This window comes from Pseudoalteromonas sp. 2CM36K, assembly GCF_023161865.1.
In the GTDB taxonomy this organism is placed as follows: domain Bacteria; phylum Pseudomonadota; class Gammaproteobacteria; order Enterobacterales; family Alteromonadaceae; genus Pseudoalteromonas; species Pseudoalteromonas tetraodonis.
On the sequence record NZ_JALNTK010000001.1, the window covers coordinates 193,055 to 209,130 of the forward strand.

Annotated in this window: 15 protein-coding genes; 11 read left to right on the forward strand and 4 right to left on the reverse strand. The window is 40.3% G+C overall.

The window, feature by feature from the left end; all coding sequences use genetic code 11:
* The first annotated feature begins 26 nt into the window (after positions 1-26).
* Complete coding sequence (dapE, locus tag MTN97_RS00880; protein WP_248473399.1) at positions 27-1,235, forward strand: succinyl-diaminopimelate desuccinylase; 1,209 nt, start codon at positions 27-29, stop codon at positions 1,233-1,235.
* 80 nt (positions 1,236-1,315) lie between these two features.
* On the opposite strand, the gene MTN97_RS00885 is transcribed toward dapE, so the two are convergent.
* Positions 1,316-3,046 carry a lysophospholipid acyltransferase family protein gene (locus MTN97_RS00885; protein ID WP_248473400.1) on the reverse strand — a complete coding sequence of 577 codons (1,731 nt, stop codon included), beginning with the start codon at positions 3,044-3,046 and terminating at the stop codon, positions 1,316-1,318.
* A gap of 160 nt (positions 3,047-3,206) precedes the next feature.
* Between MTN97_RS00885 and MTN97_RS00890 the strand changes: the two genes are divergently transcribed.
* Positions 3,207-4,127: a glyoxylate/hydroxypyruvate reductase A gene (locus MTN97_RS00890; protein WP_248473402.1), complete on the forward strand. Its 921-nt coding sequence runs from the start codon at positions 3,207-3,209 to the stop codon at positions 4,125-4,127.
* 256 nt (positions 4,128-4,383) lie between these two features.
* Here MTN97_RS00890 and smrA read toward each other — a convergent pair whose 3' ends face one another.
* Positions 4,384-4,965, reverse strand: a complete 582-nt coding sequence (gene smrA, locus MTN97_RS00895) for a DNA endonuclease SmrA (RefSeq protein WP_214551844.1) — start codon at positions 4,963-4,965, stop codon at positions 4,384-4,386.
* A gap of 130 nt (positions 4,966-5,095) precedes the next feature.
* Positions 5,096-5,341 (reverse strand): hypothetical protein, encoded by a 246-nt coding sequence (locus tag MTN97_RS00900; RefSeq protein ID WP_013464466.1) that lies wholly within the window; start codon positions 5,339-5,341, stop codon positions 5,096-5,098.
* A gap of 633 nt (positions 5,342-5,974) precedes the next feature.
* Between MTN97_RS00900 and MTN97_RS00905 the strand changes: the two genes are divergently transcribed.
* Positions 5,975-6,358, forward strand: a complete 384-nt coding sequence (locus MTN97_RS00905) for a response regulator (RefSeq protein ID WP_248473404.1) — start codon at positions 5,975-5,977, stop codon at positions 6,356-6,358.
* A 66-nt stretch (positions 6,359-6,424) separates the two neighbouring features.
* Here the strand turns inward: MTN97_RS00905 and rpsT are convergent, their stop codons facing one another.
* Positions 6,425-6,685, reverse strand: coding sequence for a 30S ribosomal protein S20 (rpsT, locus tag MTN97_RS00910; protein WP_008114420.1), 261 nt, complete (start codon positions 6,683-6,685; stop codon positions 6,425-6,427).
* A gap of 295 nt (positions 6,686-6,980) precedes the next feature.
* On the opposite strand from rpsT, the gene murJ reads away from it, so the two are divergent.
* The 8 genes from murJ (at position 6,981) to MTN97_RS00950 (ending at position 16,024) form a co-directional block, all read left to right on the forward strand.
* Positions 6,981-8,519, forward strand: a complete 1,539-nt coding sequence (murJ, locus tag MTN97_RS00915; protein WP_409418101.1) for a murein biosynthesis integral membrane protein MurJ — start codon at positions 6,981-6,983, stop codon at positions 8,517-8,519.
* Between the two features lie 74 nt (positions 8,520-8,593).
* Complete coding sequence (gene ribF / locus MTN97_RS00920) at positions 8,594-9,520, forward strand: bifunctional riboflavin kinase/FAD synthetase (RefSeq protein WP_024602833.1); 927 nt, start codon at positions 8,594-8,596, stop codon at positions 9,518-9,520.
* 29 nt (positions 9,521-9,549) lie between these two features.
* The gene (ileS, locus tag MTN97_RS00925; RefSeq protein WP_248473406.1) at positions 9,550-12,378 is read left to right on the forward strand and encodes an isoleucine--tRNA ligase; all 2,829 of its coding nucleotides are present in this window, start codon (positions 9,550-9,552) and stop codon (positions 12,376-12,378) included.
* A 12-nt stretch (positions 12,379-12,390) separates the two neighbouring features.
* Entirely contained in the window at positions 12,391-12,891 is a 501-nt protein-coding gene (lspA, locus tag MTN97_RS00930) for a signal peptidase II (RefSeq protein ID WP_036983244.1), read from the forward strand.
* Positions 12,888-13,328: an FKBP-type peptidyl-prolyl cis-trans isomerase gene (gene fkpB, locus MTN97_RS00935; protein WP_004588360.1), complete on the forward strand. Its 441-nt coding sequence runs from the start codon at positions 12,888-12,890 to the stop codon at positions 13,326-13,328. Before lspA ends, fkpB begins: the two co-directional genes overlap by 4 nt.
* A complete protein-coding gene (gene ispH / locus MTN97_RS00940) occupies positions 13,328-14,257 on the forward strand; it encodes a 4-hydroxy-3-methylbut-2-enyl diphosphate reductase (protein ID WP_036983242.1) in 930 nt (309 codons plus the stop codon). Before fkpB ends, ispH begins: the two co-directional genes overlap by 1 nt.
* A 31-nt stretch (positions 14,258-14,288) precedes the next feature.
* Positions 14,289-15,323, forward strand: a complete 1,035-nt coding sequence (locus MTN97_RS00945; protein WP_248473408.1) for a sensor histidine kinase — start codon at positions 14,289-14,291, stop codon at positions 15,321-15,323.
* Positions 15,320-16,024: a LytTR family DNA-binding domain-containing protein gene (locus MTN97_RS00950; protein ID WP_248473410.1), complete on the forward strand. Its 705-nt coding sequence runs from the start codon at positions 15,320-15,322 to the stop codon at positions 16,022-16,024. The genes MTN97_RS00945 and MTN97_RS00950 overlap by 4 nt, the downstream gene beginning before the upstream one ends.
* Positions 16,025-16,076 lie beyond the last annotated feature (52 nt).

A 16,076-nucleotide genomic window follows, 5' to 3' on the forward strand; every position in this document is an offset into this window, starting at 1 on the left:
CACTGCTAAAACGAGGTGTGTTTATTATGACAAAAGCTATCAACAAAAAAGTACCCGCGCCGTACTTAACTATTCCACAGTTAAAAACGCTCAGTCACTTACAAACGCTGGTCCGATTTAAGTCAATTACGCCTAATTCCGCAGGTGGTATTGAGTGGCTGGTACATCAGCTAACTGATTTAGGTTTTAGCATTGAGCAGTTTAGTGCCCATAATGTCACTAATTTAATTGCTAAAATATCTTTTGGAGCAGGCCCTGTGGTGGCATTTTCTGGTCATATTGATGTGGTCCCTGCTGCGCAAGGTGGCTGGTTAGCTGATCCGTTTGATGGAAAAATAATTAATGATGCGATTTATGGACGTGGTGCCGCCGATATGAAAGGGGGGATTGCAGCCATGCTCAGTGCAACGCAGTCGCTAATACATAGTGCGCGGCAAAAGCAGGGCACCTTGTATTGGTTGATCACCTCTGATGAAGAAGGTGAGGCAGAGCATGGCTCAGTGTTGATTGCGAAACGCCTAGCACAACAAGGTATTGTACTTGATGGCTGTATTGTTGGTGAGCCAACAAGTCATTTGCAAGTGGGCGACACCATAAAAAATGGCCGACGTGGCGCGGTGTCAGCGCGTTTAACCATTCAAGGAAAAGCAGGACACGTGGCCTATCCTGAAAATACCATCAATGCTGCGCATATCAGCGCTGAAATAGTGAATAGATTAACCCAAATTGATTGGCTTTTAGATGAGCCAAGCTCAAAAACAAGCTTGCAAGTAACCGGTATTAATATTGATAACGTGCTGGATAATTTAGTGCCTGCTCAATGTAATATTACGTTTAATATTCGCTACAGCCATGGGTATAAAAGTACAGATGTGAAACAGCTGGTACTTACTGCACTGAATGATTTAAACGAATATTTAACGGTGCAATGGGAGCGTCCATGTGAACCTTATTATACAAGCCATAGGGCAGAGCGCTGCTTACTCGCCCAGCTAGAGCAGGCAATATTTAACGTGACCGGAAGCTATCCGGTACTTAGTACCAGTGGCGGGACTTCAGATGGGCGGTTTTTTGCAAGTAAAAACACGCAAGTGATAGAGTGCGGGGTTTTAAACCAGACCATTCATCAAGTTAATGAACATGTGCCCATTAGCGACTTGTTACAAATAGAGAAAATATACACCCAACTATTAGTACATATATTTAGCCAATCTAATAATGAGGAGATTAGATAAATATTAAATTGCCTAAGTTTAAGTATTTAAGTTTAAGCGCCCAAGCTTAGGCGCTTAAGTTAATATTTAAACGGCAAAGCTTAGTTTATTGAGGCGGTGTTTTGTGCTCCCAAATAGCGTTTTGCTTTACTCGGTTTTACTTTCTCAAGGTCGACCAATACCAATCCATCAATACAATTATTAAATTGCGGATCAATACTAAAACTTAAAAACGTTACCCCATTTGGCTCACATAGCTCGGTGTATTGTTTAAATAGTGTGGGTACATGGGTGCCCATATTAGCCAGTATGTGTTTAAGTTCTACAAAGTCTTCTTTGATGTTGTTACCCATAAACAAATTAGTGCATTGAATCTGCTGCTCACGGGTGTGACGAAATGCATTGTTAGGCGTTGCGAGTGACTTTTCAGAGCCATAATAGTGCTGATAATAATGTACCAGTAAGGATTTTGCTTGCTCTGGCAGTGCGTTTGACACACTCACGGCACCAAATAAGTAACGATACTGGGGGTGGCGATTAATAAAAGCACCAATGCCATACCATAAATAGTCGAGGCTTTTTCTGCCCCAGTATTTGGGTTGTACAAAACTACGGCCTAATTCTATGCCTTGCTTGAAGTATGGCGTCATCTCTTGGGTATAATTAAATAAGCTATCGGTATAAAGCCCACGTTGAGAGTGCTGTTCAATCACATCCTGCGCGCAGGCTAATCTGTAAGCGCCAACTAGTTCGAGTGATTGTGCATCCCATAAGACTAAGTGTTGATAATGCATGTCGTATTTGTCTATATCACGGCGATTGCCACTGCCTTCACCTACTGCACGAAAGGCAATTTCCCGCAGGCGACCCAGTTCACGAAATAACGGTGAGCTGCCTTGGTATTGGTATAAGTAAATAACCATGCCATCACTGGTTTTACCTAAATGTTCGCAGCTTTCGATGGCTTTTTTTAATTCTTTTTTACACTCTGGTGAGGCAATAGGAGCATGAGTTTTTAGTGGCAGTGTTTTTTTAGTGGTTAAACGGTACAGCTGTTTTCGTATAAGCTCGACCACTTCCTTGTCTTTTAAATCGGGTATTAAATAAGATTCAGGAGCAATGGAGGCGCCTATTTCAAATTCGAGCGATTTTTGGCGCTGTTTAAACATTTCTTTGACTAGTAATAAACTAGCAAGCGGTTTATATAGCATAGAGGCTCCGTAAAAAAGCGGGCTGTTTCTGGCTTTTATATGTATGGGTAAAATTGGGCTATTAGCTTTTTTAGCGATACGTAAAAACCCGCTGTTCCATTTACAGTCTTTGATCCCTGTTGGTCGAAGTCGAGAAACTTCACCCGCTGGGAAAATAAGTAATGCTCCTTCATTTTTTAAATGCTGGTGGATATTACTCAACTCTTGTTTTTTACTTTGCCCCGACAAATTATCAACGGGTAGTAATAATGAATGCATTGCATCAACGGTCATTAGCATTCGGTTAGCCACGACTTTTAAATCGGCACGCACCGTCGATAACACATTAATTAATGCAAGCGCATCTAAGGATCCAATTGGATGATTAGCAATAATGACAATTTTCCCTTCACTGGGAATATTTTCTATTTGTTTTGCTTTGTATCGAGTGTCAAAATCAAGTTCATCAAGTACTTGCTCGACAAATTCTATTCCTTGAAGATGGGGATAAGTTGTTGCAAAGTTTGTAAACTCTTGTTCATGTAATAAGTAGCTAAGGCTCTTTTTTACCAGTTTTTTTATTTTAAATGAGTTAGTTAACTGTGGTAAGTTAGTCGCAATTACCTTATCTACACTGATCATACGCACCTCTTTGTTATACTAGGCTAAAGCCAATATGTTTAGCTTAGAGTGCGGATATGACAATACGCGGTCAGTTGTGTGACTTTTTAAAACCGTTTACATACTATTGAATTGAACCATACCAGTACTATTATTTAGGGTTACTTTTTAAGGAATCATCATGTCAGTTTTGGTGACTATAACAGGTCGAGACAACACAAAATTAATAGCAAAAATGAAATCACGATTGCCTAGTATTCGAATTGAAGAACTTGATGATTGCCAAAATTTAGAGAGTGTAGAGTTCGTTTTAGCGTGGAATGCGCCTGCATCACTGTGGCCCACGTTACCAAATTTAAAGGCTGTGTCATCATTTGGCGCAGGCGTTGATAGCATTGATTTAAGTTTATTACCTGCGGATGTAGAGGTCGTGCGTATTGTTGATAAACAGTTAGCCAACGATATGGCAGAATACGTACTTACCCATGTATTAGCACAAAAATTGCGATTAAAAGAATATGCAATAAAGCAACAGCAAAGTATATGGAAACCTAAAAGAGCGCATAAACATAATCAAGTAAGCATTTTAGGGTTTGGCGAACTAGGTCAAGCATGTGCACATAGGCTGGTTAATAACGGTTTTAACGTAAATGCTTGGAGCCGAAGCCCTAAAACATCAAACATTGCAACACTCTATCATGGTGATGACGGCTTAACACAGATGCTTGCGCAAACCGATTATTTAGTATGTTTATTACCGCTTACCAGCAGTACCCAAGGCATTATTAATAAACAGTTACTTGAGCAACTGCCTGAACATGCTGTGGTGATTAATGTGGCCAGAGGTGGGCATATAGTAGAAGCTGATTTACTTGATGCACTTAACAATACACGTATACGCGCAGCAGTGCTTGATGTGTTTGCCAGTGAACCACTGCCAAGCGAACACCCTTATTGGTTGCATCCAAGTATTACTTTAACACCGCACTGTGCTGCGTTGTCAGATCTGGATAGTGTTATTGAACAAATAGCAGAAAACATTTTGCGTTTAAAAGCGAAACAGCCATTAATAAATTGCATTAATAAGCAGCAAGGTTATTAATTAGCAGTTGTTGGCCTTCAAGGATTAAAATTTGTTTAATTTTTAAAAGAAACAGCTTGTTAACATTTGTAATTTTTATTATTGTTAAAAACAGTTCTAACAATAATAAAAAAAAGGATGAATTATGAAACCCAATCAAGGGGGCGCAAAAATTAGCATCGTGGTTGTATCTATCATTATATTAGGAATATCTGCCTGGTTTAATCAAGCCAATGCGGCAGCGCTGCTGATCTGACCCTTATTTTCACAGCAAGATTTAGCTACGCTTGCTGTGTATTTCTCTGTTTTGATGCTTTTTATCATCACTTTTCTTCAATAAAACATACGTCGCACCACTTCCCCCATGCTGCCTAAGTGCAGTATGAAACGCTAAAACGCATGGAATTGTTTGTAACCACTGATTTACGTAACTTTTTAATATCCCTGGCTTGGTTTTATTTTTAATACCTATGCCATGGCGAACGAGTACCATTCTTATATTGCGCTGATGGCAGTCTTGAACAAAGGCTAATAATGATGCGTGTGCATTTTTTAAAAGTTGCCCATGTAAATCAAGCGTCGCATCAAGCTGATATTTCGCTAATCTTACATTTTTAAAAACCGCGCTTTGTACGCCCTCTTTTTTAAAGCTTAATATGGCAAGTGGATCGAGTAATTCAAGTGGTTCATCCAACGGATTGAACTGTTCAGAAACTAAACCTGATTGTGCTGCTTTATTTTTTTCTTGCTGGGCGATGACCGCTTTATGGTTTTTAGGTGGTAAGGTCACAGTGTCATGCGTTATGGGGGTAACATCTTCCATAGAAGATAAGAATAAATCGAAATCTGACAATGGCATGGGCTTATCTCAAATTAGGCTAATACGAGATAAATTTTAACTTAGTTCAAACCCAGACCCAAGATTTTTAACAGTGAGATATAAAAAAGCCCAGAAAAACTGGGCTATAAAATATTCTAAGGGGAAGTAATTAATGCTGAGATACGCTAAATTGCCCAAACGTATAAACTTTGAACAAGTAAAATGTGTTGATCAACACTAAACTCATATTTGAAATAATACTCGACGACATAAGATCTAAGCTAAATGATAGGAATAACAAACCACACGCACTAATCGCAGCAACGCGAAGCAGTGTCAGCTGGTTGATAAAAAATGCACCTAAACCTAGTGCAAGTAGTAATGTATTTAAAAGCCAATCTAGCTCGTTTAGCATGGTCGTTTCAATAGTTCAGTTGTTGAAAAAAGGAGCGCCATTATGTTGATCTTTTGCACAGCTTTCAACCAAGTAATTTTAAATTTTCAGATTAGTTTTTTTAATGCTAAAAGTAGGTTATTAATACCGAAAATAATCTCTCTTCAACAATAACATGATATTTTTGGCAGCTTTGTGGTTGCTGAAGATCTACACAGAGGTATAGTGTTCTGCGATGCTTATCTAGTCTAGGGTGCAGCGTTGAATCCAGTAGCTTTGGTTTATTGGCAAATAGCCCTGGCCAATACACACTTTTGCTTACCATAGATGATTTTTTATAAGTAAGTAAACTCGGCTTTGGTATTAAAACAAGTATAAATAATAATATCGCGAAAATAAAAAGCATGGTCAACTTGATGCCACGCTTTGTGCTACTTGAGTGTGATTTTAATTGTGAACCAGGGTTTGCAAGCTTATTACTGGATCTTTGTTTAACAGTAGCGGCTTTATTTTTTGCGACGACTCTTTTTTGTGGTTTTCGACATAAAGCAAATCTGGTCTTTTTGGCTTAGCTCTCTATAATAAAGTAAATATCTGTATTTTAAGCAAATCACCAATTTCGCAGACACGGCTTTTAGCCTATAAGGATTATATATGAATACGCAGCTATCTATTTTAATAGTTGATGATGTTAGCACGGTGCGCAGCTTTCTAAGTCAAACATTGATGCATTTAGGGATAGAGAATGTAAAAGAAGCGTCTACGGCCGCGCAGTGCATAAGTGAATGCCGTGCAGCAAACTTTAACATTATATTTTTAGATATAGAGCTACCTGACGGTGATGGTAGAGAGCTTATTGCGCAGATAAATGAGTTATCACCAGAGACAAACGTGGTGATGGTGTCGGCGCATTCAGGCGTTGAAAATGTGAAGGATGCAATAGATAGAGGAGCAAAAGGATTTGTGGTTAAGCCATTTTCTCCGAAGAAAATTGCGGCGATGCTGAAAAAGTTTTATCCAGAGCTCGATAACGTTTAAAAAGCGTATTTATTTTGGGCAAAAAAAAACCGGCAAAAGCCGGTTTTTTTAATCTTGCAAAAACAATTATAGCGCTTTGATTTTAGCAGCTAAACGGCTCTTATGACGAGCAGCTTTGTTTTTGTGGATTAGACCCTTAGTTGCGTAACGGTCTAGGATAGGTGTAGCAACAGAAAAAGCTTGCTGTGCAGCTTCTTTATCGCCAGCTTCAATAGCTACGATTACTTTTTTGAAGTAAGTACGCATCATTGAACGACGGCTTGCGTTGTGCTGACGATTTTTTTCGCTTGTGATAGCGCGTTTTTTTGCAGACTTGATGTTAGCCAAGGTTTGCTCCTAACAATCTTAAATAAAGCTTAAATTAAAGGCCGTGGAATATGCCTGTTTTTATCATGAATGTCAATTTAATTTTAACAATCCAAGAAAAACTGCTCCTTATAACGAACATCAATTTGCCGCTTTAGCAGTTAATGGCGCTATTGTAACAAAGCAAGGGGTTCCAGCCTAGTGCTTTAAAGCGATTTATAAAAAAGACTATGGCATAATTAACTTAATTGCTGATTTTTAATATGGATTTATAGTGTCAAAAGGTTTGTTTCGTTCCGGGATGATTGTAAGTGCAATGACAATGATCTCGCGTATTTTAGGGCTAGTGCGTGATGCTGTTGTTGCTAACTTGTTGGGGGCAGGGGCTGCTGCCGATGTGTTTTTATTTGCAAACCGTATTCCTAATTTTTTACGCCGTTTATTTGCTGAAGGGGCTTTTGCACAGGCGTTTGTACCTGTATTAAGTGAAATCAAAGAACAACAAGGCGATGATAAAGTCAGAATATTTGTTGCGCAGGCGGCAGGTACACTCGGCACAATTTTACTACTCGTTACGCTTTTTGGTGTTGTGGCATCCCCCGTTATCGCCGCTTTATTTGGTACTGGTTGGTTTATTGATTGGTGGCAAGGTGGCCCTGACGCAGAAAAGTTTGAGCTTGCCAGTTCACTATTAAAGCTGACCTTTCCTTATTTATTTTTTGTAAGCTTAGTGGCGCTTAGTGGCGCAGTAATGAATGTGTACAACCGTTTTGCAGTTGCCGCATTTACTCCTGTATTACTTAATGTTTCTATTATTGGTTGTGCCATTTTATTGCATGACCAATTTTCTGTTGGTGCATATGCATTAGCAATAGGCGTATTTTTAGGGGGCGTGGTACAGCTATTATTTCAACTGCCGTTTTTATACAAAGCAAAAATGTTGGCCCGCCCGCGTTGGGCGTGGCAAGACGAAAATGTTAAAAAAGTGCGTAAATTAATGCTCCCAGCGTTATTTGGTGTATCAATTAGTCAAATTAACTTATTACTCGATACGGTAATAGCTTCATTATTGATGACAGGCTCTATCGCTTGGCTGTATTACTCAGATAGACTGATTGAATTCCCACTTGGTTTATTTGGTATTGGTATTGCGACGGTTATTTTACCTGCGCTATCAAAATTACACAGCAGTAAAAAAAGTAGCGACTTTCAACATACCCTAGATTGGGGAGTGCGATTTGTGATTTTTTTAGGGCTCCCGGCCATGATAGGGTTGATGATTATTAGCCCGTTGATTATTACTGTGCTGTTTGATCACGGCGCATTTAAAGGGGCTGGCATTGATCACGTTAAGGCTGTGAGCTTAGGGGTGGTTGCCTACTCGGTGGGATTAGTCAGCTTTATGTTAATTAAAGTGTTGGCGCCTGGGTTTTATTCTCGCCAAGATACGAAAACACCGGTGCGCATTGGCATTGTCACTTTGGTGCTTAACATGGTGTTTAATATTATGCTGGCCCCCTTTATTGGCTATTTAGGCTTAGCACTGGCAACCTCTATGTCGGCTAGTTGTAATGCCTACTTACTGTACCGACAGCTTAAAAAAGAGAATGTTTACCAGTTCTCCAGCATGAGTGGCTACTTCACTTTGAAGTGTTTGCTGGCGAGTGTGACGATGGGCGCACTAGTGTGGTTTACCAGTAAACACTATGATTGGCCTAGCTGGCACTTTAGTGAACAAGTTATGTTGTTGGTTGTGTTATTAATTATTGCGGTTGTTAGTTACTTTTTTATGTTGTTTTTGATGGGCGTTAGACTAAATACGATAAAAAGTGTAGCAATTACTGAATCAAATTAAAAAAAAGATTATAATCGGACACTCTGCGACCCAAGGTCGCATTTTATCGCTCGCTGAAAAAGGCATTAGGTGGCATGGAGTTAATTAGAGGTATACACAATATACGCCCACAACATTTTGGTTGTGTGCTAACCATTGGTAATTTTGATGGTGTTCATTTGGGTCATGCTGCCGTATTAAAAGGGCTGTTAGCGGATGCCAAAGAAAATAATTTACCCAGCACTGTAATGTTATTTGAGCCTCAGCCACAAGAGTTTTTTGCAAAAAACAATGCCCCGGCTAGGCTTACTCGACTGCGTGATAAACTTCGTCTATTGAGTAACTTGGGGATTGAGCGCGTTATTTGTATTAGCTTTAATCAAGCGTTTGCAAATATGCATGCAGAGCAGTTTGTGAGCGATATTTTAATTAAAAAGCTGGGCGTTAAAGCATTAACGGTTGGCGATGATTTTAGATTTGGTAAACAGCGCCAAGGAAATTTTAGCCTATTGGCTAATATGGGTACTCAAGCGGGAATGAGTGTTAAAAGCACTGCCAGCTTTAGGCAATTAAATGCTAGAGTAAGCAGTACCTTAATACGAGAAGCGCTTGCTGAGGGTGACTTGGTTAGTGCAAAAGTCATGCTTGGGCATAATTATGCGATATCTGGGCGAGTTATTCACGGCTGGAAAAAAGGCCGGGAACTAGGTTTTAGAACGGCAAATATTGCGCTAAAGCGTCAAGTTTGTCCGGTTAATGGCGTATTTGCGGTTCAAGTAATGATCGCAGGAAAACACGTTTTTGGGGTAGCTAACATTGGAAACAAACCCACATTTAATGGAACTCGTGCCTTATTAGAAGTACACCTTTTTGATTTTGCACAAGATATTTATGGACAATTTATGCATGTGGAGTTGATTGAAAAACTCCGCAACGAGAAAAAATTCGAGACATTAACACAACTGACGGCACAAATAGCAACCGATGTTGCCGCCGCTAAGCAGTGTTTTGGTTTAAATTAGGTAGCCGATAGAGACGGAAAGTAGGATTAATGAGCGACTACAAACATACTTTGAATTTACCGGAAACAATGTTTCCAATGCGTGGCAATTTGGCACAACGTGAACCAAAAATGCTTAAAGCATGGTATGAAGACGACCTGTATGGTCAAATTCGCAGCGCAAAGAAAGGTAAAAAAACTTTCATTTTGCATGACGGCCCTCCGTATGCAAACGGCGATATCCATTTAGGCCATTCAGTAAATAAAATATTAAAAGATATTATTGTTAAGTCTAAAACCTTATCAGACTTCGATGCGCCATACGTACCGGGTTGGGACTGTCATGGTTTACCAATCGAGTTAATGGTTGAGAAAAAAGTCGGTAAACCCGGTGTTAAGGTAACTGCTGCAGAATTTCGCGAAAAATGTCGTGCCTATGCTAAAAAGCAAGTAGAAGGCCAAAAAGTAGACTTTAAACGTTTAGGCGTTTTTGGTGATTGGGATAAGCCTTACCTAACCATGAACTTTGACTTTGAAGCCAATGCAATTCGTGTATTAGGTCGCATTATAAAAAATGGCCATCTACATAAAGGCGCAAAACCTGTGCATTGGTGTACAGATTGTGGCTCTGCATTAGCAGAAGCAGAAGTTGAATACCAAGATAAACAATCGCCAGCTATCGATGTACGTTTTACTTTTGCTGATCAAGACGCAGTAGTAAATGCGTTTAACTTAGCTGATGGTCATCAAGGCACTGGCAGTGTAGGGACTGTTATTTGGACTACGACACCGTGGACTTTGCCAGCTAACCGTGCGGTTGCTGTGCATGCTGATTTAGAATACGCGCTAGTACAAGTAGACGATGAAGGTGCTCAGCAGCGTCTGATTTTAGGTTCTGAGCTTGTTAAAGATGCGATGGATCGTTTTGGCTTTAACCACTTCCATATCCTTGGCTATGTTAAAGGTGCAGCACTTGAAAACTTAAACGTTGCACACCCATTTTATGACTTTAACGTACCGGTTATTGTAGCTGAACACGTAACCACAGATTCTGGTACGGGTGTTGTACATACTGCACCTGGTCATGGTCAAGAAGATTTCGTGGCAGGCCTTGAGTATAATCTTGAAGTAGCTAACCCAGTTGGCGCAAACGGAGTGTACTTACCTGACACTGAATTATTTGCCGGTCAGCATGTGTTTAAAGCCAATGCGAGTGTAATTGAGGTATTAAAAGAAAATAATGCCCTAATGCATCATCATGCATTAACTCACAGCTACCCACATTGTTGGCGCCATAAAACGCCTATTATCTTCCGTGCCACACCACAATGGTTTGTTAGCATGGATCAGGCTAACTTACGCAAAGATTCACTGGCTGAAATTAAAAATACTCAATGGTTACCTGAATGGGGCGAAAGCCGTATTGCCAACATGGTTGAAGGCCGCCCTGATTGGTGTATTTCGCGTCAACGTACGTGGGGTGTACCTATTGCATTGTTTGTTGATAAAGACACGGGTGCATTACACCCAAATACTCAAGAGCTGATTGAACAAGCAGCAGTACTTGTGGAAAAATCAGGTATTCAAGCATGGTATGACCTAGAGCCTGCTACTTTGCTAGGTGAAGAAGACGCTAAACAGTACATGAAAGTACAAGACACGCTAGATGTGTGGTTTGACTCAGGTGTGACTCATGCCTGTGTTGTTGATGCGCGTGAAGATTTAGTTGGTCCTGCAGATTTATACCTTGAAGGTTCTGATCAACACCGTGGTTGGTTTATGTCATCAATGATGACTTCAGTGGCAATTAATGGTCATGCACCATACAAGCAAGTGCTTACGCATGGCTTTACGGTTGATGAAAACGGCCGCAAAATGTCTAAGTCATTAGGCAATGTTATTTCGCCACAAAATGTGATGAATAAACTGGGCGCTGATATTTTACGTTTATGGGTAGCATCAACTGATTACACGGCAGAAATGACCGTATCCGATGAAATATTCAAACGTTCGGCAGATCGTTACCGTCGTATTCGTAACACCAGCCGTTACTTACTTGCTAACCTAAGTGGTTTTGATCCAAAAACGGATCAAGTTGCTGTTGATGATATGGTTGAGCTGGATAAGTGGATTGTAGGGCGCGCAGCACAGTTACAAGATGATATTTTAGCGGCTTACGATAGCTACCAAATGCTATTAGTAACGCAAAAGCTAATGAACTTCTGTACCGGTGAGCTTGGTTCGTTCTACTTAGACGTTATAAAAGACCGTCAGTACACGGCAAAGAGCGACAGCCATGCACGTCGTTCTTGTCAAACAGCGCTTTATCATATTGCTGAAGCAATGACGCGTTGGATGGCGCCAATCATGAGCTTTACTGCTCAAGAAATTTGGGAGGCACTGCCGGGTGAGCGCAGTGACTATGTATTTACTTCAACATGGTATGAGGGATTACAAGCACCAACTACGACCAAGTTTAGTAATGAAGACTGGCAAGCTATTTTAAATGTGCGTGACGAAGTGAACCGTCTGTTAGAAGCTGCACGTAAAGAAGAAGTGATTGGCGCAACATTACAAGCAACCGTAAACCTGTTTGCCAGCAAAGAGCTTGCAGCAAAACTTGCGGCGTTAGGCGATGAGCTACGTTTTGTGTTGTTAACCTCTGCGGTTAACGTTACCGAGGTAGATAGTCAACCTGCAGATTCACAAACTACTGAAATTGATAGTTTATACATTAGCGTATCAGCAACAGATGCTAAAAAGTGTGAGCGTTGTTGGCATTACAGTGAAGATGTAGGTGTTGAGCCAGCTCATCCTGAAATTTGTGGTCGCTGTGTAAGTAATGTTGACGGTGAAGGTGAGAAACGTCAATTCGCTTAGGAGTTGTTTTTAGTGAGCAAACTAGCCCAAAAAAGTGGTTTAGTGTGGCTTTGGTTAAGTCTATTACTGCTTGTAATAGACTTTGCCAGTAAAACACTGGTTGTTAACACCATGGCCTATGGCGAGTCAATTAATTTGCTGCCTGTTTTTAGCATTACTTATGTGCATAACTACGGTGCAGCCTATAGCTTTTTAAGCGAAGCAGGAGGCTGGCAGCGTTGGTTTTTAAGTGCAATAGCAATCGCGATTAGTTGTTTGTTGGTGTGGTGGTTAAAACGTCTTCCAGCGTCTAATAAAGTATTATGTGGTGCTTACTCGTTAGTTTTAGCCGGTGCTATTGGTAACTTGTACGACCGCATTGCCTATGGTTACGTTATTGATTTTTTACATGTGTTTTACGAAGACTCACATTTTCCCGTATTTAATATTGCAGACTGCGCTATTTGTATTGGTGCTGCATTATTACTATTTGACGCCTTTACAGGCGAAAGTCCGAAGGAGCATAAAGCATGAGCCAAGCTGTAATTGGTGAAAACTCAGAGGTTATTTTTCACTTTTCTATTAAACTAGAAGATGGCTCTGCCGCAGACTCAACCAAGGTGCATAACAAGCCGGCTAAGCTCACTATGGGTGATGGCAGCTTAACGGCTAATTTTGAAAAGTGCTTACTAGGTTTAAGTGCAGGCGAAAGCAAAACGTTTGAGCTTGAGCCAGAAGACGCCTTTGGCCAACCTAATCCAGATAATATTTACTATGTAGAACGCAGTAAATTTGGTGCAGAAACACCCGCTAAAGTCGGCGCTATTATTGCCTTTACTCAGCCAGATGGTACTGAGCTGCCAGGACTGGTTCGTGAAGTGCAAGGCGAGTCAGTTACTATCGATTTTAATCATCCGTTAGCAGGGCAACGTTTAACGTTTGAAGTAGACATTATTGAGGTGCAAGGCTAATGGATATTTTATTAGCTAATCCACGAGGCTTTTGTGCAGGGGTAGACCGCGCAATTAGTATTGTTGAGCGCGCTTTAGATATTTTTGAGAAGCCAATTTACGTACGCCACGAGGTCGTTCATAACCGCTATGTAGTAGATGGTTTAAAAAATCGTGGTGCCGTGTTTGTTGAAGAGCTAGACCAAGTACCTGATGACAGCATTGTTATTTTTAGCGCCCATGGAGTATCGCAAGCAGTTCGTTCTGAAGCGAAGCGTCGTGATTTAAAAGTATTTGACGCAACATGCCCATTAGTGACTAAAGTGCATATGGAAGTAACGCGCGCAAGCCGTAAAGGCATTGAATGTATTTTAATTGGTCACCATGGTCACCCAGAAGTAGAGGGGACTATGGGCCAGTATGACAATAACGACGGTGGTATTTACCTTGTAGAGACCGCAGAAGATGTTGCCAAACTTAACGTTAAAAATGCTAATAACCTATTTTATTGTAGCCAAACCACGCTTTCGGTTGATGACACTGCAGATGTAATTGATGCGTTGCGCGAAAAATTCCCCGCAATTGATGGCCCGCGCAAAGATGATATTTGTTATGCCACACAAAACCGCCAAGATGCTGTACGTGATTTAGCAGATAAAGTTGATGTGCTATTAGTTGTGGGGGCAAAAAACAGCTCTAATTCCAATCGTTTACGAGAACTAGCTGATAAAATGGGCACGCGTGCGTACTTAATTGATGATGCCAGCAATGTTGAAGCGCCATGGTTTGATGGTATCAATAGTGTGGGGGTTACCGCAGGCGCGTCAGCACCTGAAGTGCTAGTTCAGCAAGTGATTACCCGCTTAAAAGAGCTCGGTGGTAACCAAGTAACAGAAAACCCTGGTGAAGAAGAAAACATTGTTTTTGCTGTACCAGTAGAGCTGCGTTAATTTAGAGATAAATCATAAAAGGAGGGTTGGAATGGGTAAGCAACTGTCACCAGATGCGTTACTTTTTTCGGCCCTTTTTAATGAGCGTGGTGTGCTTGCATCCCTCGTAGTAACACAAGTTGTGGCTATTATATTAGCTTTTGCTCCTAATGCTGGCGGTGATATATGGCTGCATTTGGGGGGGATCAGTTTGTTTCTTCATGTAACTGTGCTGGTCAGTACCTCTTTTTTATATCTTTGCCGTCGACTTCTTGCAAAACAGACTCAGTTTATTCAGATCAGTTTTTTTATTGCTTCATATAGTCTCAGTACTGCTGTATTTAGTCTGGTGTTTTCTCATATTGCTTTTGATATTGAAAACGAAAAACTACTGACGTTATTTGTGCTGCGTAATTGCATTATTGTATTTTTGCTTACCTTACTGTTTGTACAATTTTTGCTTATTCATTTTGAAAAAGAGCAGCAAACCAAAGCACTTTCTCGTGCAGAACTTGATGCTTTGCAGGCACGGATCCGACCCCACTTTTTATATAATAGTTTGAATACGGCGGCAGAGTTAACGCATCATGACGTTGAGGCTGCAGAGCATGCAATTTTAGCACTGGCAGCGCTGTCTCAAGCTGCAATGCGTTCAGGTCAAAGTGTATTGCTCAGTGATGAAATAACATTAACTAAACAGTATATTGCGCTTGAATCATGGCGATTTGCAGAGCGCTTAAAGGTTGAGTGGTTATTACCAGAACATCTCCCTGCGCTATATATTCCATATCTAACATTACAACCTTTGGTAGAGAACGCAGTATGTCATGGCATTGAGCCAAGCCAAAGTGGTGCTACTATAAGTATTGAACTGCATGTGACAACACATTATTTAACCTTAATTGTAACTAATCCTGTACCTACTGAAACTGAAAATACTAGAGAGCATAACGGTATGGCTCTTGATAATATTCGTTCTCGTTTAAGTATTTATTACAAAGGTCGGGCGCAACTGACAATAACCAACAAAGATAATCAATTTAGAGTCAAAGTGGTTATCCCAAAACAAACAGAGAACATGTTATGAATGCCCTGATTGTAGATGATGAACCCTTAGCAAGAGCACGCTTGAAGCGTTTACTTGCTGAGAATCATACATCCATTCATGTGCAAGGAGAGGCCAGTAATGGCAATGACGCTTTAACACAAATGAAAAAGCAGCAGTCTGACTTAGTGTTTTTAGATATTGATATGCCCGGTATGAATGGTTTACAAGTTGCTAATGAGCTCAATAGTTTAACTCTACCTCCTGCTATTGTTTTTATAACTGCTCACCCTGAGCATGCTTTCGATGCTTTACAATTAAGCGCTGCAGGCTATTTAGTTAAACCTATTTCAGAGCAATCATTGCAAAAGATGCTTAAGCAAGTCGGGCGCTTAAATAAAGTACATATTCAAAAACAACAAAATGTAAAAATCTCTTATCAGCTAGCTGGTACTCTACGCAGTGTTGATATAAATGATGTTTTGTATTTTAGTGCCGAAGAAAAGTATACCAAAATGATATTCTGTGGTGGAGAAGCTTTACTTGAACAAAGTCTAAAACAATTAGAGTTACAATTTCCTACACATATTTTGCGAATTCATCGCAATACACTGGTTAATAAACAAAAAGTAATTGCTTTGCATTCAAAAGCGAATGGCAATCATATGATTGAGCTACAAGGGTGCAGTGAGTTATTGCCAGTGAGCCGCCGTGAGCTTAAATTAGTAAAAAATTCGCTTTAGGCTTACCTTGCAATTAACCTCCCCCTGATTTAAATACATTTGAGTCTTAATT

Coding starts and splice junctions, on each gene's coding strand:
- MTN97_RS00900 (WP_013464466.1), bottom strand. CDS start 5,341: ATGCTAAACGAGCTAGATTGGCTTTTAAATACATTACTACTTGCACTA.
- ribF (WP_024602833.1), top strand. CDS start 8,594: ATGGAGTTAATTAGAGGTATACACAATATACGCCCACAACATTTTGGT.
- ispH (WP_036983242.1), top strand. CDS start 13,328: ATGGATATTTTATTAGCTAATCCACGAGGCTTTTGTGCAGGGGTAGAC.
- smrA (WP_214551844.1), bottom strand. CDS start 4,965: ATGCCATTGTCAGATTTCGATTTATTCTTATCTTCTATGGAAGATGTT.
- fkpB (WP_004588360.1), top strand. CDS start 12,888: ATGAGCCAAGCTGTAATTGGTGAAAACTCAGAGGTTATTTTTCACTTT.
- MTN97_RS00950 (WP_248473410.1), top strand. CDS start 15,320: ATGAATGCCCTGATTGTAGATGATGAACCCTTAGCAAGAGCACGCTTG.
- dapE (WP_248473399.1), top strand. CDS start 27: ATGACAAAAGCTATCAACAAAAAAGTACCCGCGCCGTACTTAACTATT.
- ileS (WP_248473406.1), top strand. CDS start 9,550: ATGAGCGACTACAAACATACTTTGAATTTACCGGAAACAATGTTTCCA.
- MTN97_RS00945 (WP_248473408.1), top strand. CDS start 14,289: ATGGGTAAGCAACTGTCACCAGATGCGTTACTTTTTTCGGCCCTTTTT.
- MTN97_RS00885 (WP_248473400.1), bottom strand. CDS start 3,046: ATGATCAGTGTAGATAAGGTAATTGCGACTAACTTACCACAGTTAACT.
- MTN97_RS00905 (WP_248473404.1), top strand. CDS start 5,975: ATGAATACGCAGCTATCTATTTTAATAGTTGATGATGTTAGCACGGTG.
- MTN97_RS00890 (WP_248473402.1), top strand. CDS start 3,207: ATGTCAGTTTTGGTGACTATAACAGGTCGAGACAACACAAAATTAATA.
- murJ (WP_409418101.1), top strand. CDS start 6,981: ATGACAATGATCTCGCGTATTTTAGGGCTAGTGCGTGATGCTGTTGTT.